This is a genomic window from Marseilla massiliensis (assembly GCF_016899955.1).
Lineage (GTDB): Bacteria > Bacteroidota > Bacteroidia > Bacteroidales > Bacteroidaceae > Prevotella > Prevotella intestinigallinarum.
In genome coordinates this window covers 1-20,736 of record NZ_JACJJL010000041.1, presented here as the reverse complement: position 1 = coordinate 20,736, position 20,736 = coordinate 1, and the positions used below count along the sequence as shown (strand labels likewise).

The window sequence follows — 20,736 nt, the reverse complement described above, 5'->3', positions numbered from 1 at the left end:
CGTGTACGTACGGTTCGGAGGCAGGCTGTCGGAAACCTACCACCGTAAGGTGGCATGGCGCCGACAGCCGAGCCTACATTTGGTCAATTTCAAGAAGCGAGAGACGGCGAATAAGATTTCGCTAAATAGTATAAAGTTCTGTAACGTAAGAAGAGTCCGACATGGGGTTAAAACCTAGTTGGACTCTTCTTTTTTATTCTATTGTGGCATAGATGGTATAGAAATAAGTACCATATCGAGGACAAATGCTGCCACTTTCCTGGATTTATAACATGGTATCTATGAAATGACATATATTTGCGCACAAACAATTAGCAAATATCACTATGAATCAGAAAAGTATAGAACATATAGCACTCTATTCCCTTGTATTGGTAGGTACTCTTGTTGTTGGCGTTTTAGCTCGGCAGTTTGTTTTATCCAAAGGTGTTGACGATTTCAGTAGCAGTGTTGCATTTTTTGCAACAGTAATTGTCTTGATGGCGATCTATGCCAGTTTACAGACAACTTTTAATCAGTTTCTGCTACCACGCATAGAAGCTTTTCTATTGCGTTTCTCTGCTTTTCAAACGATGAAAAATCACAATGATACCGTTTCTGTTCCGGAAGCCCCTACAATCAAAGATTCAAACCAAGCTACGCCTGATGTCATTGAGTCTGCTCCTACCGCTGAAGAAACAATCTTTGGACCTTCAGAATATGAAGTTATGCGAACCAATTCTATCGCAAAAAAGAATCGTGCTATTCAAACTAAATTGGAAAAGGTCATTAGCTATACGAAGCAAACAATGGTTGCCTATATGAGTGAAGAGGAACTCAATCGTCTATGCGCATACATCGTAGAATATAGTTCAGGCGATACCTTACAAAAGATATCGCCTGTAAAGGTTGACTCTCAGCTTAAAAGCATTGATATTATGCACTTTGGCTGGAATATTGGCAAGGCTTTTGGTAGAAAACGTATTCATACTGCCACATTCATCAAGAATGTCTTTGCCCATACTCTCCGTGATTTGGAAATCTCAACTATTGAGCGTAAAATGTCACATACAGAATCAGATAGCATGATAAAACTTGATAAAAAATTGTATAAAAACAATACTATTGAGCATTATCCATTGCTTTTCAATAGTCCATATCCATAATCATGCCACAAAGGACTTTCTCAGATTGCAATCCTAATTTATAATCGTAAATATATTCTGTTAACCATTGACCATTTATCGATGCACATTCTGCGTTATTTAGTTATACGAATCAACCACTTCTTTTGTAGATGTTTCTTGATGGATTAATATTTATAATCCGTTTTCAAAATAAAATTGTAAAAGCCGTTGATTAGACTTTCGATTTTTTCTTGTTCATTCATAATCAGTGAAGGATGATATGAATCAATTAATAAAATCTCTTCTTTCAAGTTATAATAACACCAATTATTGATTTTTCTGAAACCCTCCTTGATTTCTTGAAAAACGCAATCTAATGCAATACTGAGAACTTTTCGGGAATAATTATCTTGATCATTACTTCCACCACAAACTATAATATTTGGTTTTAAAATCTCTCTAATTTGTCGATGTAAAAATGATTTATCTCGCTCTGCATATTTCCATATAACATTCCAATTAGCAGAACTTCCACCTGCAATTTTCTTTGCATTCACAATGGCAAGTGGATATTTTTTGAAAATATCCTTTCTTGAAGATATTTCCATATATTTAGGGCAATAGTCTGCACGAGTTATCATAAGACCTTCAAGCCAATACGCTAAAACATTACCAAATGTCTCTGATCCTTCCGACCAATCCCAATCCTTATAATCTTCGCCTTCATTTTTTTTGGTTCTTTAAGAAAGAATAGAACACGTCGTCTCGATTCAGTCCAAAGACATTCAGGCCAATTTCTATTCGATTTGTCTGGCATTTTTTTACTTATAGCAGCCCAACATAAGCCGTCATCTACAATCCTATCTCTTGTATCTTCAGGATATGTTTGTCTAAGATCTTTAAAAAGAGCAACTTCAGATTCATAAATGGTGCAATTCCCTGTTTGATGTTTCATCTTCGTCACAAATAATTATAGTATCAATAACTATTGGTTTTTCTAAATTCAAAAGTAATTAAAATCTTTTGTAATCACTGCCAATCACCACCAAAAGTTATCTCACAGTTATATTCCGGTGATGTTTTCCACCATTAAAACACCAATTTCCTTTGCCAGCGAACAATTAAAAACGAGTACGTATGGCAAACGAACAAATCACTTTTGATAAGCTACCGCAGGCGGTAGGTTATCTCACAGAACAGATGGAACAAATCCGGCAAATGGTGGCGGCATTGCAACCGCAGGCTTCTTCCGACAAGCATCGTCTTATTGAAATTGAAGAAGCCTGTAAAATCACACGAAAGGCAAAGCCTACCATTTACACGCTTGCGCGTAAAGGACTAATTCCAGCTTATAAAAAAGGTAAGAAACTCTACTTCTATGAAGATGAGTTGCTGCAATGGATTGAGTCCGGGCGCAAGCAGATGCAGGCCATGTCGCTCCAGGAACAGGCAGCGGAGATAGTACATGGAGCGAAACGCAAACCAAAGGGAGGTTATAACTTTTGATCTGCATGGATATGGAAACCTCCAAATTAACAGCAGAAGGTATTATCGGCGAGGCTGTGCGTATCGGAGCTAAAATGTCCGGCGGTGAGTTCCCGATAGAAATTTTTCCTATCAGGATTCAGCGTATCATCAGCAGTTTGCACGATTGTCAGGGCTACCCTGTGGATTATGTTGCTGCGGCTATCCTTGCGGCCATTGCCGTGGGGATTGGTAACTCCCATCTGGTGCAGGTGAAGCGCAACTGGCTGGAAAGTCCCATTCTGTACATGGCATTGATTGGTCGCCCCGGAGCCAATAAGAGTCATCCGCTGAGTTTCGCTTTCCAGCCGTTCATTGAGCATGATTATTGTCAGAATCAGGAATATCAGAAGTTGTATGCCGAGTATGAACGCACTATGTCCATGAGTAAGAAGGAACGCTTGGAAGCCGGTTTGGATGAGTTTCCGCAGGCTCCCGTGCGCAGCCGCTTTCTTGTTTCGGATATCACTCCCGAAGGTTTGAGCCTGATACATGCTCAGAATCCCAGAGGACTCTGCCTTTGGTCGGACGAGCTGTCGGCCTGGTTCAAGAATTTCAACCGCTATAATAACGGTTCGGAAGAACAGTTCTGGCTTTCGGTATTCAATGCCAAGCCTACGATTTCCGACCGCAAGAGTACGCAAAGTTCCATTTTTATCAGACGTCCCTATATCTCTGTTATCGGTACCATCCAAAAGAAGATTTTGGGTGAACTGGTCAAGGGCGAACGTTCGAGTAACGGCTTTATTGACCGTATTCTTTTCGTGATGCCTGAATCTGTTTTGAAAAGCAGATGGAACGACCGGGAAACTCCTGAAGAACTGGAAATCCAGTGGCAACAGATTATAGACAAGCTGATTGCACAGGATTGTCCGCATGACGAGAATAATGAGTTGCAGCCTCAATGCCTGCCATTCGATGAAGAAGCCAAGCAACGGCTTTACGGTTGGCAGCATGAAAATGCCCGTCTATGTGATATGGAAACCAACGATGCTTTGGTCGGTATTTACTGCAAACTGGAAATCTACATTATCCGATTTTGTTTGATTATCCAGCTTGCCCGATGGACTTGCGGAGAGTGCGATAAGACTACGATTGACCTTGAAAGCGTGAATCGTGCCATCCTGCTGACTGAATATTTTCGGACTACAGCTGTAAAAGTGCAGACTGCCGTCAGTCAGGAACAGTTGAGCGAATTGCACCGCAACATCTACCTGAATCTGCCTCAGAGATTTACAACGGCAGAAGGTATCGGCATTGCTGAAAGTTACGGGATGAAGGAACATGCTTTCAAGATGTTTCTAAAACGACACATCGGAACATTATTCAGAAAAGAGAATCATGGAGAATACAGTAAATAAACCTGTTACTATGCACATTTTCGCAACCGAGGGGTTTGTGAAGTTGCGAAAATGTGCATAGTAACATCCAAACAGAAAGAAAAATGAACTACAGATTCACATTAGAACCATACAAAGGTGTCAGCACCCGGCACACATGCCCGAACTGCCACCGTAAAAGTTGTTTCGCCAAATACATCGATACGGAAAAACAAATCAGTTTTCCCGATTATGTAGGGCGATGCAACCATGAACAAAAGTGCGGCTACAACTATACGCCCAAAATGTATTTTGACGAGAACCCGATGGCCAAGGAACGATTGAGCGAAGAGTTTGTGCCGATGTCAAAGCCACGCATCAGTCTGCCTCCTGTGCCTTCATTCATTGAGCCGGAAATCATGAGGAAGTCCCTAAAGCTGTATCACACGAACAAGCTGTTTCAGTTCCTGAGTTTCCATTTCGGGCAGGAGGCTACCGAAGAGCTGATGTTACGCTACCATGTGGGAACCTCGAAGCATTGGCCGGGAGCTACGGTCTTCTGGCAGGTGGATATTTCCGGACGGGTACGCACCGGAAAAGTGATGCTCTACAATTCTGAAAACGGAAGACGGATTAAAGAGCCACACAACTACATCACGTGGGTACATTCCCTTTTGAAGAAAGAGAATTTCAATCTCCGGCAATGCTTGTTTGGTGAGCACCTTTTGTCCTCCGACCGGCAGCGTCCGGTTGCCCTTGTGGAGAGTGAGAAAAGCGCTTTGATATCCAGCTTCTATCTGCCGCAATACCTATGGATTGCTTCGGGCGGAAAGAACGGAGCATTCAATCGGGATGCCATGAGCGTATTGAGAAACCGACGTGTTCTACTATTCCCCGACCTGGGGGCAACCGACTATTGGAATAGTAAAATGGAGATGATCCGGAGCCTGGGAATAGAGGTTTCTCTCTTTGATTTTATGGAAAGAAACGCAACAAAAGAAGAACGTGATGCGGGTTATGACATCGCCGATTTTCTACTGAGAGAAGAGACAAAGGAGGCTATTTTCAATCGTCTTATCACGTTGAATCCGGCCTTGAGAATGCTGGTCGAGACTTTCGATTTACAGCTTGTCAATGTGGAGAAAGCACCGCTTTCAGCAACGGTCCAACATACTCGGAAAGGACTTTTCAAACGATGACTTTCAGATGTCTGATTCACTTCTTTTTCACTGGAGCAAGTTTATGCCGGTGTATTACATTTCCCGACCACTTGCTCACCTCAAAAGAAGGTGAGACGGCTCCCGATGGTCACAATTATTAATCTCAAAAGCAAATATTATGGACAAGAAAAATACAGTTACAATCCGTCTTACAGACGAACAGTTCGGCTGGCTCAGAGCACTCAGCCGACGCAGTAAACGCAGTCAAAGCGAAGTAGTGCGTTCACTCATCGAACACGGTACGGTGCGCGAACGGATTACGAGAGAAAATCTTGACATTATCCGAAAACTGATTGGAGAAAGCACGAACTTGAACCAGCTTGCCAAACGAGCCAACGCTTACGGTTTTTATCGTGTGGCTGATGAATGCCGAACCGTCACCCAAGAGATTTCACAACTCATAAAACAGCTCAAAGATGATAGGTAAAATTGTCAAGGGTACATCGTTTTCCGGGTGCGTAAACTATGTGCTGAAAGAGGATAAATCGCGCCTGCTGAAAGCGGTTGGAGTCTACGGATCGCCTGAAGAAATAGCGGAGCAATTCGAGTTACAGACTTTACTGAACGACAAGGTCAAGAACACGGTCGGCCATATATCATTGAGCTTCTCCGCAGAAGACGGGGACCGCATCCGTGACGATGATGGGCTGATGCTGAAAATCGCCCACGACTATATGAAAATGATGGGAATCGAGAACACGCAGTTCATCATTGCCAGGCATACTGACCGTGACCATCCTCATTGTCACATCGTTTACAACCGGGTGGATAATGACGGCCACACCATCAGCGACAAGAACGACCGCTACCGGAATGAAAAAGTTTGTAAGATGCTGACGGCCCGTTACCGCTTGCATTTTGCAGAAGGAAAGAGCATGTCAATTTCATGCGGTTGCGCCATCACGACAGGGTTAAGTATTTTATCTATCATGCCTTAAAACGAGAAGTTCCGAATGTCCGAAGCTGGAGTGAACTACGACTGGCTTTGCGGAGATATGGAATTGATACGCAATGGAAGCTAAGTCGCACGACTGGCGAGATGGAGGGTGTAAAGTTCACATGCAACCAACAGACCTTTAGCGGTTCCAAAATTGATCGTCAGTTCAGTTTTCTGAACATCGACCAGGAACTGAGATATAACGCTCTTTCTGCTACCATGAACCAGCGTCCAGCACAGGCAGAAACCATACGCGAGGAACCTCGACATGAATACCAGCAGGAGAATCATTCCGGCATCAGTCTGGGGTTGTTCACACCCTCTCCTACGGATTATGATACGGAGGAAGCAATACAGGCCAATCGGCTTAAAAAGAAGAAAAAGAAACCGAAACGCAAGCGAGGTTTCAGTCTATAATCAATTTTTATTAACCATCAAAATTCAAATTATTATGAACTATTCCGATCTTATTTACGATTTCAATCTCTATTTGTGTGAGAGATTCGGTTACAGAAACTGCTGTTCCGTCATGCACAACGCCAACGGCATTTGTGTTTCTGTCCATGTTGGCGAAATGGATTTATACATCCGTTTCTGGGAATACAGTTGTGGTGTCGGTAGTATCCCCGACTGGAGCATTATCATTGTGCGCAGCAACTTCAAACGGAACCAGCAGGAAAACCTGAAAGACCTTGCCCGCTTCTTCAAGGAATACGCTCCGCGCTATGGTTACAAGTACCTCTGCACCGAAGATGACGATTACAAGTATTATCAGACGCTTGGTCTGAAACTTATCCACAGAGGATTTTTCAGACAATATAATTATGGGTTGCCGTTGAAGGAGTTAGAGGTGTAATGTAGATTTCTTTATGAAGGAGAGGACTTTTCTCTCCTTTTTATTTTTTTTATAGCATCATGTTTTATATCTTTGTAAAATAACAAAGGATTGAACAATGGATAAACCCATGAACCGAATAAAAGAGGTGCTTGAAGAAAAAGGCATCAAACAGACCTGGTTGGCAGAAAAACTCGGAAAAAGTTTTTGTATTGTCAATTCTTATGTCTGCAATCGTCGACAACCAAGTTTAGAGGTATTATTTGAGATTGCAAAGATATTGAATGTGGATCCCAAAGACTTAATTTATAACAAATAATCTATACAATATGGCAATTAGAGATGATGTAAGACTAATTAATCTCAGAGATTTAATATATAAAATTTCCAAGATTAACAATGTTAAAGAAATATACATATTGGGATCACGCGCTTATGAGACGGGCAGTCTTAGATCCGAGATTGACATTTTAGTTTATGCTCCTGATGGGCTTAGACGAGATGAGATTATGCCAATAATAGAGATGGAGAAGGCTTTAGATATATTTAAAACTACAAATAAGATTGAAGCAGAAAGTTTTGCAAATGATAGTTGGATAAGAAGAGACGATATCGTGGCCACTCTCGATGCTAAATTATTATGGTCAAAAGAAAAAGGAGAGAGTTCTCTAATGGACAGATACCAAGAAATTAAGGTCCAACGCGATATTGATTTTAAAATGTCTTACATTCCTTCATATTCAGATGAAGAAATAAAGTTTTATAAGACTTATGGAAACCATGCAGTTTTTGTCATTATGCCATTTAGAGAGAAACTCAAAATAGTCTATGATATAATTCAAAGTGTATTTGCAAAGAATGGATATATTGCCATACGAGCTAACGAGAAGCTATTTACGGATGATTTGTGGAATAATGTTAAAGTGTATCTTGATTGTTGCAAAGTTGCAGTAGCAATATTTGACAAAAATGACCAAGACAGTTATAATCCCAATGTCGCTTTAGAAGTTGGTTACATGTTGGCAAAAGGAAATAAGGTTTGTCTGCTTAAAGATTGTAAGTTACCTAAATTGCCATCCGATTTGATATCTAGAATGTACATGGAATATGATTCTGATAAGATTGAAACGACATTGCCCCAACAATTGGAATTGTGGATTAGAGATTATTTATCTTAAACAAATTGAGGATATGAAAGAACAATTGAATAACAAAAAGATGATCTTAATTTACCTTCAACAATTCGCAAGAATTTTAAATTTCCCGTAATAAACACGGGCTTATATAAATTATTGCAAAATGAAAGTAACTAAACAATATTACAGAATTACTGATTAATAATATTAGAGAAAAATAAGAATACACACATATCACAGTCTATGGCATTTAATATTTATTATATCAATTACCCTAAGGTTTATGAAATTAAGATGATGTTTGATAATTTCATAACTGTAGCCAAAGAGGTACAGAAGAATACAGAAGGTAACGCTTCTGCGCATTTAGGAGCAAAAATGGGACTGGGCTTTCTAAAACTATTTAGTGGTGAAGGTAATGCTGATATTAATGTAGGGGGGAGTGCTTCGAAAAAAGTACTGGAGACCATCGAGATTAAAACTACCAAATCTGTTATATTAAGTGATGTCGTGGACGCAAGTAAAAATATTGCTCAGTTTGATAATACTATCAAAGAAGGTGAATTAGTATTAATTGATAATGTTCAATTATCATTAGAAAATGAAGTTGAGCTAAGGACGGTAAAGTTATTTACAAGTGGAGCTTTCAAAAATCTTTCTGTTCCTGGGGTTAATGGATTTGATATAACAAACTTATTCAACTCAATGTTTAAAGATTATGCATATAAAATTAAAGGTGTACTATTAAATGGAAATGATAAAATTATCATAAAGATACCTGTTACTTTTGAAAATGAATTTGAAAGCTCATACAATGTTGATGATTTATTTATTGGAAAAGTTAGTGTTTTGGGAATATATAAAGGTACTATTAAGATAAATCAGTTAGGCAATACTTTTCAATACTTTGCAGAATTAGGGAATATACAATCACAATTTAAAAGGACATCCGAATTTGAGGAAATACAAGAAAGTCAATATCCCATTGAGCAACCGACATATAAAGAGTTTGCTAGTTCAGGAGATGATTCTATATACCATTACATTGATTTGTTAGCCATAATCCAGAATATACATACTACAAAATAGCATGAAAAAAGAACTCTTGTTTTATAATCAAATAGAATTTGAGTCAATAAGGACATTGTTTCAGTCTTTAGAGTATGAAGTGATAAGTTTAAGTTACTTTTTAGAAGACTTAAAAGATCTTGACAAGTTCACTCCCTACAAAAGTGGCATATGTGTTATTGATGTATCAATATTAGGTGGAGGATATTATAATACGAGCGCTATTCAGGCTATTGGAGAAAATGTATTTAGACTATTCAATAATGAAGATATTATTTATATCTGTGACAACAAGTATTTTGATCAACTTAAATATGAATTAAGATATTGTTTTGAACAATTTGTAGACATCAAAGAAAAATACGATATTTTCTTCGAACAATTACCTCCCCCTATAATTGCAACTGATAAAATACATAAGAAGATTACAGATTTTACACCTGAAGAATTTGAAACATTCTTTAAATCATTTCGAGAATCATTATACGGGCACGAAAAGTTCAAAGATGATTTCTATGAAATAGCAAAATCATTTCGTTTGTTCAACAAAATAGGAGAGCATAAAGTATTATCGTTATTTCTATTAGGGGAATCAGGGGTTGGCAAGACAGAAGTTGCTAGAGCATTATATAAATGTCTTGGAGGTAAGGATAATTTAGCAAAAGTAAATTTCGGGAATTATAGCAACGAATTCTCATTAAGTTCATTAATAGGTAGTGCTCGTGGCTATATCGGAAGCGATGATGGTGAGATTTTTATTCGTGTCCGTAATACGGATGTAGGACTTATTCTAATTGATGAATTTGAAAAATCAAATGCCACACTATTTAATTTCTTTTTGGATGTATTAGAGAGTGGCAAGATGGTAAGTTCTCAAGCAGTGGAAATTGATATCAATGGTTTTGTAATAATATTTACATCAAATATTACAAAGGAAGAGTTCCCTACAAGGATATCGCCTGAACTACGTTCAAGATTTGATTATAAAGGGCATTTCACTAGATTATTTAATCAAGATAAAAGAAAATATGTAGAATATCGAATTAAATCTATCATACGGAAATACAATGAACACTATAATGAATCTTTAGGAGATAATGATGTTCACCATTTTGTAACGACCATACCTGTAGATAAGTATGAAAATATGAGAGATATTAATAAGAAAATCAAGATAGAATTTGTTAAATATATCGAAAACCAGAAACCTATTCAACATAGAAGAAGTATTTTATCTTCAATCTTTAAAATAGATACTATTACGGATTTAAGAAATGGGAAATAATATAGTTATATTTAAGACTGAACAATATTATTAAATAATGTACAACTAAAAGATCCATTCAATTCTATGATGACGATGGAGTGGAGCTATTTGAGATGAAAATAATTCCAAATGGTAGTTTTCGGCTGTCGATATTGTAGTAGATAGAACAGGATGCTCTCGGTCTATGCGTACTGTGAATTATTAAAAATTCTCATTTGTGTTCAAAACTATACAACTGAATCCAGTTTCCATTTACACAAAATTTTGGACAGTGTTATTATAAAACTAAGTTTATATATATTCTTTGGGAAAGGCAAATGAATATTTACTACCATCAAAACAAAGGACAATAATGATGAATGGTTTTTTCCCAGTACACTATTCGTCAAAAAGAATAGAACTTTCTAAAACCCTATGTTATGCTATTTCAAAGAATTTATGTAATAAAAAACAAAGGTGTGACATTAATATTAAAGTTTTTCGTTCCATTGTTACTAAAACTCTTCCATGGAAGTATGAACAAGAATGGCGTTTAATTGTAGATTCTAAAATATCTCATAAGGTTAATCATAAAATTCCATTCCCTTTTGCAAAAAGAATAATTGTAGGTGTGAAAGCTTCTGATGAATTACTAAGAATTTTGTCAGATACAGCAAGTTTGTTGAATATTAAGATAGAAAAAGAATATATATTAAAAAGATCTTTATCCATAATCTTGTCATTAAATAATGGAGAAATGTCATATTCGACACAAAATCCTCTATGACTCTGAGCATAATGTGCCCACATTAATTGCTCATATTCTTTTGAATTCCACATATAAGCAGAGAAACAGGCTATTCTATATTTGTCTGAGATTAAGCCCTTAATGTATTTATTAATATTTGATGTATTTGTCCATAATTCTTTTTGAAAAGCAAGAATAGCTTCATTGTTAGAATTTTCTACAATCTGTCTAAATTTATAAGGAAAAGATTCAAAATATGAATGAGATTTCGTATTTAATGTCTTATAGATTATATTCTTTTCTTCTTCAGAAAAAATAAGATTGTTTTTAAAGGATCTTATTGTATAATATTGTTCAAAAGATGAAATATCAAAAAAGAGTTTACAATCATAAGGATCATTAAATGTATCTGGAGAAGCTAGCCACAAAAGTCTATTTTGTACGTCAGAAATATTTTCAATAGTTGGAGAATAGAATTTATATAAATACATGGGAAGCTTTTTTCTTTTTAACTCATAAAAGTTCCCATTCATTTTCTTAGATGAAAACATATCATAATCTTCTTCATCAAAAAAATATTATTGGTTTCTCGGTATCCTTGACTTGTGCGTAAAGCATGGGAAAACGAGGATGAATGTATGGGATATTATGATTACGATGGTGGCAAACGCTTGGTATCCGGTAATCTATTTCCGTCTTTCTTTTGGAAAGTCGGAATCCCTTTATGAGGCGATATGGGCTCTGCAAAAAGAGTATAGCATTCCCATCAATATCAGTATCCGAGATTTGACGGATTTGTTGCATGAGCTTGTCCAAAGGGCAGATGTCCGGAAACGGTTGAATTTCTTGCAAATGAATGTTCCTTTCCGTTTCTTACGTCCTTGGATTGATACATCCGATGACCGCCAAACGGTTGTCCGTTCCCAGTCGTTTGAGAACGGTTGCCTTTATAAATTGGAGAAACAGGACGGAACGCTATGGATTGATTTGAACCCTACATGGCTGGATTATTTGAGAGAGAATTATGATATTTTGAGCGCTTTTGCCTATTGGGGATTGTCAGGCTTCTTGCAGACGAGAAATCCCAACGTGCCGGCTATACCCACTAAGTTAGTGAAACGTGAGGAACGGAACTCCTTATCCGCGCAACATAAATTTTGGAATACGGCCATAAAACGTGGTATGGAGGTCAGATGTCCGTATACCGGAAACCTGTTAGAGGAACGTATGTATGATTTGGATCATTTTATTCCGTGGAGTTTCGTCTCCCATGACCTGCTTTGGAACCTGATGCCAGCCGATCCGAGTATCAATAGTTCCAAGAGCAACAAACTGCCCGACCTGGATCTGTATCTCCCGAAGCTGGCAATAACCCATCAGGCTGCTTTGCGTATTAATCTGAATGAGGGAAAGCAAGAAAAGTTGTTAGAAGACTATCTTTCCTTGGGGCATACGCCGCAGGAAATAGTTTCGACGGATAGAGAACATCTATTTGACTGTTTTTTCCAGACATTCACGCCGATGCATCAGATAGCCCTGAATATGGGATTTGAAACTTGGAAATACTAAACGATTATGGCACTAGAGAAAATCAACCATCCTTACCTGACGGCTATTAGACGCACGGACTTGTCTGTTCCTGTTCGTTATCTTCTGAGACACGATTTGCTGAAGGGGCGTATCCTTGATTTCGGTTGTGGTTTCGGATATGATACGGATGAGTTGAAACAGCGTGGATATGACATTACCGGGTATGATTATTATTACCGCACGGAATACCCTGAGGGTAAATTTGACACCATTTTTTGTGTCTATGTGCTGAATGTGTTGGAGCCATATGCCCAAGCCGAGGTGATGATGAATGTTTCTAATCTTCTTTCACCAAAAGGGACTGCATATTTTGCCGTTCGGCGTGATTTGAAAGAGGAGGGATTCTGGCTTCATGCCATTTATCGGGAATATACCTACCAATGTAATGTCCGTTTACCTTTTTTGAGTTTGGATCGCAATTCGAGTTATGAGCTTTACCAATACAATCATTTCAATAAACTTCCACGGCAAGAAGGAGAAAAGTGTCCCTTCTGTCGTTTGTCGCGCAGGGTGGAGGTGATTTGCGAGACGGCCACGTGCGTGGCTTTCTATGACGGTTATCCCGTTTCACCTGGCCATGCTCTGATAATTCCCAAACGTCATGTCGCCTCTTATTTTGATTTGACAAACCATGAACGTGAAGCTATGAATGTAATGCTTCAATATGTGAAACAGAAAATCGATGAACGTTACCACCCAGATGGCTACAACATTGGAATCAATGTAAATGAAGCTGCTGGCCAGTCGGTGTTTCATGTCCATATGCATCTGATCCCTCGTTATGAGGGGGACGTGGAGAACCCAAAAGGTGGCGTACGGGGAGTAATTCCAGAGAAACAAAGGTATTAATATATTTTTATATCTTAAATTCAGTTATAATGAAGAATAATAAAAGCATAAACGACATCACATTATTTCGATATTTGTTCAATCTCGATAACAGGAACTTACCTCAAAGCATTCTTAATTGGTATAATAACATAGGGAGTGTTGTTGATTCTAATAGAGAAAGTGCAATTAAAGAATTTTCTGGGATAAAAGGTAACTGTCGTAATTTAGTGATTTTTTCAAAAACATTCATTGATACAATGGATAAATCTTATATGAAATTTACTCAATTTCATATGGATATTCTTAATGAATTAGATAATGAGAATGGAATTGTTCGTAGTCCATACTTTCTTGAAGGTTGCTATGTTGTGTACAGCATAAAGAATGGTTGTCTAACATTATGGATATTTCAAGATAAAATTGACAAATATCTATCGATTCCAACATATTATATTTGTGTTTCGCCAAAGGATAAGATTAAAGGCGAAGGTCATCAGTTAGACTGTATGATTTTGCCTTTATTAGATAATTGCATGGAAGCTAATCTTAGAGACTATATTGATATGGTTTTGGATTATTTGTGTTTAAGACAATGGGCGGAAGTCCAATTGGGTAAAGTTTCAACTACAGTGAAAAAAGAAATTAAGAAGAATAAGAAAACACAGGTAATAACAGAACCGGGGCTTGATTATTATCTATTTGATAGTAAATGGTACACTGAAATATGTAATGACGAATGTTTTCAGGTTAGTGGCCATTTTAGATTACAACCTTATGGTGATGGTACAAGAAAGCTTATATGGATAAACGAATACACAAAAAATGGTTATCATAGAAAAGCCACGATAGATAAAGTTAAAGATGGGGATATATCATTAACTTAATTACCAAATTATATATTTGTTATTCACAAATAGTTATAGTCGAAGAATATGATAAAATTGAAATATCGTAAGAATCAAAAGATGTCGTGGCAATATGTACTCGCTAATAATATTTATAGGTCGCCACGGTTTTGTCGAATACTCTGTTCAGGTATTTGGTTGTCAATATGTTGGACTGAGGTAGTTGCATATCAAAAGTTTTAATTGTCTTGCTTTACAAGTCTTTTTATAACTTACTCTTTTTTGGATGCTCTTTCTCGTTTTTTAAGGTTCAAATCCTGCAATGCCTTTCCTATTACATCTTCTTTTGCAAGCAGAAGAATATCATCATCCAGCTGAAGTGCATAAAGCACCCTAAGATAAATACCAATTGCCACTGTCGGTGCCCCTTTCTCGATGCGTGAAACAGTAAGAGGCGAACAGGTAGCACGTTCGGCAATCTGAGCGACACTAAGGTTTCTACGCAATCGTGCAAGTCTGATTTGTTCTCCCACAATTTGCATCTTCTGCTCCAATTTTCTTGGCAACTTGGTACCCATCGTACTTTTTGTCATAGTTTAACCTATCATATAATATACAAATATAGCGGTTTTGTTTTATTTTATGATGTCTTATAGGAATAAATTTTCGAATTTACTTTTACCGTAATCTGCTTGACCACATCACTGGACGTTAAGGTATTAAATGCTATTATATTATTCGTAGAGTTCATATTTCACCTATAACAAACAATATATTGTTTCTTGCAGGAAAGCGAAACTAATTATGATTGTACGACTTTTACTTTGGTATTTATACAAAGAAGACACTAATCAGTAAAATGACACAATAAATGTATGTACACTTTTTGTTGTAACCTTTTTTGTAGTTACATTTTATGTATTATATTTGTGCTTGAAATCAAAATAGAGCGTTATGGAAACTCCGTTTATATTTGGAAAGATTGCTACCGAGAAGAATTTTACCGACCGTGAGAAAGAAACAGCCGATTTGGTCCAGAACTTCACGTCGTTAATCAATACAATTATCATATCTCCTCGCCGTTGGGGTAAAAGTTCGCTTGTAAATAAGGCTGCAAAATTAGCGATGGCGCAGGACAGCAACCTCCGAATCTGTCATATCGACCTGTTCAATGTGCGTAGCGAAGAGCATTTCTATTCGCTGCTCGCTCAAAAGGTAATTGCCGCCACTTCCACAAAATGGGAGGAAGCAATCGAGAGTGCGAAGAGTTTCTTTTCGCATCTTGTTCCCAAGATTTCAATCGGTACAGATCCCACTAATGAAGTTTCAATCGACTTTGATTGGGAGGAGGTAAAACGTAATCCCGATGAAGTGCTCGATCTTGCCGAAAAGATTGCCAAGAAGAAAGGCCTGAAAATCGTAATTTGCGTAGATGAGTTCCAAAATATCGCAGAATTTACAGACCCAGACTATTTCCAGAAAAAATTGCGTTCACATTGGCAGCTGCACCAGAGTGTGGCCTATTGTCTCTATGGCAGCAAGCGCCACATGATGATGGAAGTATTTACCGATTCATCCAAACCATTCTACAAGTTTGGCAACCTGATGTTTCTTAATAAGATTGACACGCCTTGCCTTGTGGAATTTTTCAAGAGTCGTTTCGCTGATACTGGCAAGGACATCGACGATGAAGCAAGCCATTTGATTGCAAAGCTCGTAGATAACCATCCATATTACGCACAGCAATTGGCACAGCTTTCATGGCTCAGAACAAAGGATGTATGTACCGTTGAAATCGTACGTGAGGCACACACAGCATTGGTGGAGCAGTTAAGTCTGTTGTTTGTAACAATCACCGAAACACTGACCACACAGCAACTGAACTATCTCAAGGCTCTTATTGCCGGCGAAAAAGCCATCAGTTCGACTGAAGTGATGCATCGCTATCAAATCTCTTCAACGACCTCAATATCCCGTTCAAAGGCAGCCCTTATCAAGAATGATATATTGATAATAAAGCCGGTGAAATCTCGTTTCAGGACCCGATTTATGCCTATTGGTTGAAGACTGAGTACTTTGCAAAATGACGAGATTTTGATTTTTTGCGAGCTAAACAAAAGTTTATTGGATATAATTTGTGACTTTAATATGAGGTTAAAAAATAATATTCCACAGATATGGTCTATTGATAAGTTATTGAAAGCCAATTTAGTTATTCCTAATTATCAACGGCCGTATAAATGGACGGACAAAAACATCGTAGAGCTGCTCCTGGATATCCAGAAGAGTATGGAAGAGAGTAGAAAATATGCAAACTTTAAATACCGTATAGGTACAGTCATATTATATAAGAATGAAAACGGCGAGTACGAGGTGGTAGATGGTCAGCAGCGTATCTTGTCTTTTTTGCTCTTATCTCTGTATTTACAACCCGGTTTTACTTGTGCTTTGTCGGAAGTAGAGTATTCTAATAAGATTACCCAAAAGAACATACAAGCAAACTATAAGACAATAAGTGAGTGGTTTTCTTCTGTCGATGAGGAAGGGGAAAAACTTTTTACGAAAGCGCTGAAAGATATACTGGAGGTAGTAGTCATCACGGTCGATAAAATCAGTGAAGCTTTTCAGTTGTTCGATTCCCAGAATACCCGTGGCCGTGCTTTGTATCCACACGATTTGCTTAAAGCCTATCATTTAAGAGAGATACATGATAAATATGAGATGCAGCATGCGGTGATAAAATGGGAATCAAAGGATCCCCGAGCCATTCGGGAGTTGTTTGATCATTATCTTTTTCCGTTGTGGAACTGGGCCAAATGTCGTAAATGCGGAAATTTTACCATAGCCGATATTGATATTTATAAGGGTATCGAAGAGGACACGGGCTATACCTATGCCCGCAGAGCCAACAAGGCCATGCCTTACTTCCTGCTTACGGAGCCATTTATTTCCGGAAGTGATTTCTTTGAAATGGTCGATCATTATATGCAAATGTTGCATAACATAAAAGAGGAAATCATCACCAATCCGAATTTCGATAAAATAAAGCAAATGTTGACAGACGGGAAAGGCGCTGATTCTGTCGAGGCTTTCGATAAGGCCTGCCTGTCTTCATCAACTGGGCTTAATTATGCCCGCAATCTGTTCTTTTGCACTTTGTTGTGCTATTACGACCGTTTTCATAATTTCGATGTTATGGCGGTCACAAAGTTGTTTACCTGGGCTATGATGATCAGGGTTGACATGACTCATTTAGGCTTTGATACAATCAACCGGTATGCCATCGGGAGAAACGATTTTGACAGATACAGCAATGCCAAACCCGTAATAGCGATGATAGCTTATGCTCGCAGGCATACTGAAATTGCCGGTATGAGGCTTACTTTGAGCGTCGACGATCGGGCAAATGATGAATGGAAAGAATTATATAGCAACCTTTGTATATTAAACGGATATAGTATTTGAGATGGTAGAAGAGTTAAGAATTTTAGACGGGCATACCCTTTTCGATACAGATGCCCACTATGTCATTCCGCGTTACCAGCGGGCTTATGCTTGGGAGGACAAGGAAATTGGGCAGTTGATAGATGATATTAATGACATTGATATAGATTCCGCTGAAAATTATTATATCGGGTCGCTTATTGTTTCAAAAGTCCAAGGTAAGGCTGATACCTACGAAGTAGTTGATGGACAGCAACGTCTTACCACCTTGTTCCTTCTGCTGCAGTATTTGGTTTCCGAAGGAGCTTTGGAAGGTGAGTTGGGGCAGACGCTTTCTTTTGACTGCCGTCCAAACTCAAACTATACGCTAGCACGTATTCAGAAAATATTGGATGATAAGATAGATGACGAAAGTGCTGTCGAGCAGCCTATTGTGAATGGCATTCGGGCTATTCGTCAAAAATTTGAAGAAAAATCAGGATTGAATAGAGATGATTTTGTGTCACGCTTGGCACATGTTGTTCTCTATAGAATAGAAGTGCCCGAACATACCGACCTGAATCGTTATTTCGAAATCATGAACACCCGAGGAGAGCAGCTGGAGCAGCACGATATTCTGAAAGCCCAGCTCATGGGATATCTGAATGATAGAGGACAGCAGGAGTTCTTTTCAAAAATATGGAATGCCTGTAGCGATATGACCGGTTATGTTCAGATGCATTTCTCGCCAGCCGATCGGGAGAAAGTTTTCGGAAATGAGTGGAATGTTTGGCCTGCTGACGAATGGGCAGACTATCAGCCCTGTTTCGGCGTGACCGAGGAATCGGAACAAGGTGCTACCATAGCAGAAATTGTCAGCAACAAATTCAAGATAGACGATGTGGATGGCATGCTTGACGATAACAGACACGTTCGTTTTGACAGCATCATAGATTTCCCTTATTTCCTGCTTCATGCCCTCAGGGTGTTTGTGGAATTAAATGAAGTTTCTTTGGAAAAACCTTTGGGTGATTTGCTGGATGATAAAAAACTGATTTCGGATTTTAAGACCGTAATCAGTCAGGGAAAAATGAATGGAAAACCTATGGATAAGAAAAAATTTTCTCAAATGTTTATCATTCATTTATTACAGACCCGATACCTTTTCGATAAGTTTATCATTAAGCGCGAATATTCGGGCGAAGATAATGAGGGCGAATGGAGCCTGAAAGAATTGTTTACTTCTGGGCAGGGTTCCAAAAAGAAAGCATATTATTCCAATACCAAGTTGAATTATAGCAATGAGTGGGAGCGAACGTATGCTCCTCGCAATAAAGAATGTTTGATGATTCAGTCCGCGCTCCGTGTGTCCTATACATCACCCAAAGTCATGCACTGGATTACTGAGCTCCTCCTATGGCTGTTTAATAATGATGATGATCAAAATCCTAAACTGATAGATGCCGCAGAGTTAATAGCCGCACAGGCAACCCGAAGAAACTTCTTGGATGGGGGCAATTATAAGCTGGGTGTGCAGACTCCTCACATCGTATTTAATTTCCTGGACTATCTGTTATGGAAAAATGATAAGAAAAAATATGAGGATTTTGAATTTGAGTTCCGTAATTCTGTGGAGCATTGGTACCCGCAAAATCCGTCCGAAAATTCATTTGCTTCTTGGGACGATAAGGATACATTTGGAAACTTATGCATCATTTCCCGACGTGTAAACTCAAAATTTTCCAACCTTTCTCCTGAGTCAAAAATGAAATCCTATGAAAAAATGGTCAGGAAGGGAAGTCTGAAACTTCGTATCATGGGTGAAATTATCCAGCACGGCTCAAATGAAGAATGGAGAAACACCCTTTGTCAGGAGCATGAAGATGATATGATAAATATACTAAAAGATAAATGTAAAATATAACAATAATTTTATATGAAACACAAAACATAAATTATTTTAAACATGAAATAATATCTAAAGAAATTGCAATTAAAATAGGTTGAATATAAAAAAGAGGCTGTCTCAAAATGATACAGCCTCTTTTTGTGGCAGGGCGGGATTCGAACCCATGGAGCCTTCATCGCAATATATGGTTACACCCACTGTCTTCATATGAACTTTTCTGTTTCGGCCTGCCGCAACAGCCCCTACCGCCTTCATTATAGTTCTTGTCATACTTAATGTCTCCTTTCCAAACGTATTAAAGATTGATACTGCTCCCAAGACAAGCTGGAAGTACGATGGCATTGGAAACCCAAGTGCATATGATATTAAGTAAGTGATTACGACTAAGCGTAAGTAAATATGTTACAAATATCGGAATTCCAAACCATATAAACAAATAAAATTTGGTATATTAACTTATGTTTTTTGTAGATTATAAATAAAGAGCATCTGTTTCAGAGCCATTTTTGTACCTTTTCTCATCAAAAAACGCCATTTTTCACAAGTTTTTGTACCGCACATTTTGATATTCAAGAAATTACACCTACTTTTACTTTCCAAAATGAGGTACAAGCCGAGGATGGTGCTAAAAATCACTAACTTACACATTCTCAGATACTTACCAACATGCTGGTTGTACCTTTTAGAGCGCTATACTATTGATAATCAACGATGTACACATACTAATTGCCTAACAAAGCCTCTACTGTGGATACATAGCCTTGAAGCACCTGATAATGATTCTCAGGATTAGCCCATATCCGGTCAAGCTCCCTTCTTCTACTATCAAACTCAAGGTAGATGGGGCGAGTAACATTGCCAGGTAATCCACTAGTCAATATGTTTATTATAGGTGACTGACTCATATATATAATATACTAAATTAACGTGAATTCGACGAATTCAAAACAAAGCAAGCTGTGTGTCAAATGTACGTTGTACATTGATACACGGCTTTTT

General features: G+C 38.1%; 20 protein-coding genes and 1 pseudogene. 17 read left to right on the top strand and 4 right to left on the bottom strand.

The annotated features are described in order from the left end of the window. The first annotated feature begins 326 nt into the window (after positions 1 to 326). Positions 327 to 1,145 carry a mobilization protein gene (locus tag H6B30_RS15110; protein WP_205112061.1) on the top strand — a complete coding sequence of 273 codons (819 nt, stop codon included), beginning with the start codon at positions 327 to 329 and terminating at the stop codon, positions 1,143 to 1,145. 146 nt (positions 1,146 to 1,291) lie between these two features. Here H6B30_RS15110 and H6B30_RS15105 read toward each other — a convergent pair whose 3' ends face one another. Then, positions 1,292 to 1,714 (bottom strand): hypothetical protein, encoded by a 423-nt coding sequence (locus H6B30_RS15105; protein ID WP_205112058.1) that lies wholly within the window; start codon positions 1,712 to 1,714, stop codon positions 1,292 to 1,294. A 529-nt stretch (positions 1,715 to 2,243) separates the two neighbouring features. Between H6B30_RS15105 and H6B30_RS15100 the strand changes: the two genes are divergently transcribed. The 10 genes and pseudogenes from H6B30_RS15100 (at position 2,244) to H6B30_RS15055 (ending at position 10,430) form a co-directional block, all read left to right on the top strand. Then, positions 2,244 to 2,612, top strand: coding sequence for a helix-turn-helix domain-containing protein (locus H6B30_RS15100; RefSeq protein ID WP_205112056.1), 369 nt, complete (start codon positions 2,244 to 2,246; stop codon positions 2,610 to 2,612). Between the two features lie 11 nt (positions 2,613 to 2,623). Further along, complete coding sequence (locus tag H6B30_RS15095) at positions 2,624 to 3,991, top strand: DUF3987 domain-containing protein (RefSeq protein ID WP_128129298.1); 1,368 nt, start codon at positions 2,624 to 2,626, stop codon at positions 3,989 to 3,991. Between the two features lie 83 nt (positions 3,992 to 4,074). Next, positions 4,075 to 5,148, top strand: coding sequence for a DUF6371 domain-containing protein (locus H6B30_RS15090; RefSeq protein ID WP_205112054.1), 1,074 nt, complete (start codon positions 4,075 to 4,077; stop codon positions 5,146 to 5,148). 139 nt (positions 5,149 to 5,287) lie between these two features. Further along, positions 5,288 to 5,596 carry a MobC family plasmid mobilization relaxosome protein gene (locus tag H6B30_RS15085; protein WP_205112052.1) on the top strand — a complete coding sequence of 103 codons (309 nt, stop codon included), beginning with the start codon at positions 5,288 to 5,290 and terminating at the stop codon, positions 5,594 to 5,596. Further along, a pseudogene (locus tag H6B30_RS15080) lies at positions 5,586 to 6,523 on the top strand (relaxase/mobilization nuclease domain-containing protein). Before H6B30_RS15085 ends, H6B30_RS15080 begins: the two are co-directional and overlap by 11 nt. Positions 6,524 to 6,596: 73 nt before the next feature. Beyond that, positions 6,597 to 6,962 (top strand): hypothetical protein, encoded by a 366-nt coding sequence (locus H6B30_RS15075; protein ID WP_338089009.1) that lies wholly within the window; start codon positions 6,597 to 6,599, stop codon positions 6,960 to 6,962. A 97-nt stretch (positions 6,963 to 7,059) separates the two neighbouring features. After that, the gene (locus H6B30_RS15070; RefSeq protein WP_205112048.1) at positions 7,060 to 7,260 is read left to right on the top strand and encodes a helix-turn-helix domain-containing protein; all 201 of its coding nucleotides are present in this window, start codon (positions 7,060 to 7,062) and stop codon (positions 7,258 to 7,260) included. A 10-nt stretch (positions 7,261 to 7,270) separates the two neighbouring features. Then, the gene (locus tag H6B30_RS15065; protein WP_205112046.1) at positions 7,271 to 8,119 is read left to right on the top strand and encodes a nucleotidyltransferase domain-containing protein; all 849 of its coding nucleotides are present in this window, start codon (positions 7,271 to 7,273) and stop codon (positions 8,117 to 8,119) included. 201 nt (positions 8,120 to 8,320) lie between these two features. Beyond that, on the top strand, positions 8,321 to 9,166 hold the full coding sequence (locus H6B30_RS15060) for a hypothetical protein (RefSeq protein WP_205112044.1): 846 nt from the start codon (positions 8,321 to 8,323) through the stop codon (positions 9,164 to 9,166). Position 9,167: 1 nt separating this feature from the next. Next, the gene (locus tag H6B30_RS15055) at positions 9,168 to 10,430 is read left to right on the top strand and encodes an AAA family ATPase (RefSeq protein ID WP_205112042.1); all 1,263 of its coding nucleotides are present in this window, start codon (positions 9,168 to 9,170) and stop codon (positions 10,428 to 10,430) included. Between the two features lie 549 nt (positions 10,431 to 10,979). On the opposite strand, the gene H6B30_RS15050 is transcribed toward H6B30_RS15055, so the two are convergent. Beyond that, positions 10,980 to 11,630, bottom strand: coding sequence for a DUF2971 domain-containing protein (locus H6B30_RS15050; protein WP_205112040.1), 651 nt, complete (start codon positions 11,628 to 11,630; stop codon positions 10,980 to 10,982). A gap of 139 nt (positions 11,631 to 11,769) precedes the next feature. On the opposite strand from H6B30_RS15050, the gene H6B30_RS15045 reads away from it, so the two are divergent. Genes H6B30_RS15045 through H6B30_RS15035 form a run of 3 tightly spaced genes read left to right on the top strand, consistent with a single transcriptional unit; the run spans position 11,770 to position 14,444 of the window. Then, positions 11,770 to 12,708, top strand: coding sequence for an HNH endonuclease domain-containing protein (locus H6B30_RS15045; RefSeq protein WP_239484156.1), 939 nt, complete (start codon positions 11,770 to 11,772; stop codon positions 12,706 to 12,708). Positions 12,709 to 12,714: 6 nt separating this feature from the next. Further along, positions 12,715 to 13,578, top strand: a complete 864-nt coding sequence (locus tag H6B30_RS15040; RefSeq protein WP_205112038.1) for an HIT family protein — start codon at positions 12,715 to 12,717, stop codon at positions 13,576 to 13,578. Between the two features lie 29 nt (positions 13,579 to 13,607). Then, on the top strand, positions 13,608 to 14,444 hold the full coding sequence (locus tag H6B30_RS15035; RefSeq protein ID WP_205112036.1) for a hypothetical protein: 837 nt from the start codon (positions 13,608 to 13,610) through the stop codon (positions 14,442 to 14,444). 233 nt (positions 14,445 to 14,677) lie between these two features. Here the strand turns inward: H6B30_RS15035 and H6B30_RS15030 are convergent, their stop codons facing one another. Then, the gene (locus tag H6B30_RS15030; RefSeq protein WP_205112034.1) at positions 14,678 to 14,998 is read right to left on the bottom strand and encodes a helix-turn-helix domain-containing protein; all 321 of its coding nucleotides are present in this window, start codon (positions 14,996 to 14,998) and stop codon (positions 14,678 to 14,680) included. A gap of 361 nt (positions 14,999 to 15,359) precedes the next feature. Here H6B30_RS15030 and H6B30_RS15025 point away from each other — a divergent pair, with 361 nt between their 5' ends. The 3 genes from H6B30_RS15025 (at position 15,360) to H6B30_RS15015 (ending at position 19,752) form a co-directional block, all read left to right on the top strand. Beyond that, positions 15,360 to 16,469 carry an AAA family ATPase gene (locus H6B30_RS15025; protein ID WP_239484154.1) on the top strand — a complete coding sequence of 370 codons (1,110 nt, stop codon included), beginning with the start codon at positions 15,360 to 15,362 and terminating at the stop codon, positions 16,467 to 16,469. An 84-nt stretch (positions 16,470 to 16,553) separates the two neighbouring features. Then, positions 16,554 to 17,870 (top strand): DUF262 domain-containing protein, encoded by a 1,317-nt coding sequence (locus H6B30_RS15020; RefSeq protein ID WP_205112063.1) that lies wholly within the window; start codon positions 16,554 to 16,556, stop codon positions 17,868 to 17,870. Between the two features lies 1 nt (position 17,871). Next, entirely contained in the window at positions 17,872 to 19,752 is a 1,881-nt protein-coding gene (locus tag H6B30_RS15015; protein ID WP_205112032.1) for a DUF262 domain-containing protein, read from the top strand. Positions 19,753 to 19,854: 102 nt separating this feature from the next. Here the strand turns inward: H6B30_RS15015 and H6B30_RS15010 are convergent, their stop codons facing one another. Then, positions 19,855 to 20,007, bottom strand: a complete 153-nt coding sequence (locus tag H6B30_RS15010) for a hypothetical protein (protein ID WP_205112031.1) — start codon at positions 20,005 to 20,007, stop codon at positions 19,855 to 19,857. Positions 20,008 to 20,736 lie beyond the last annotated feature (729 nt).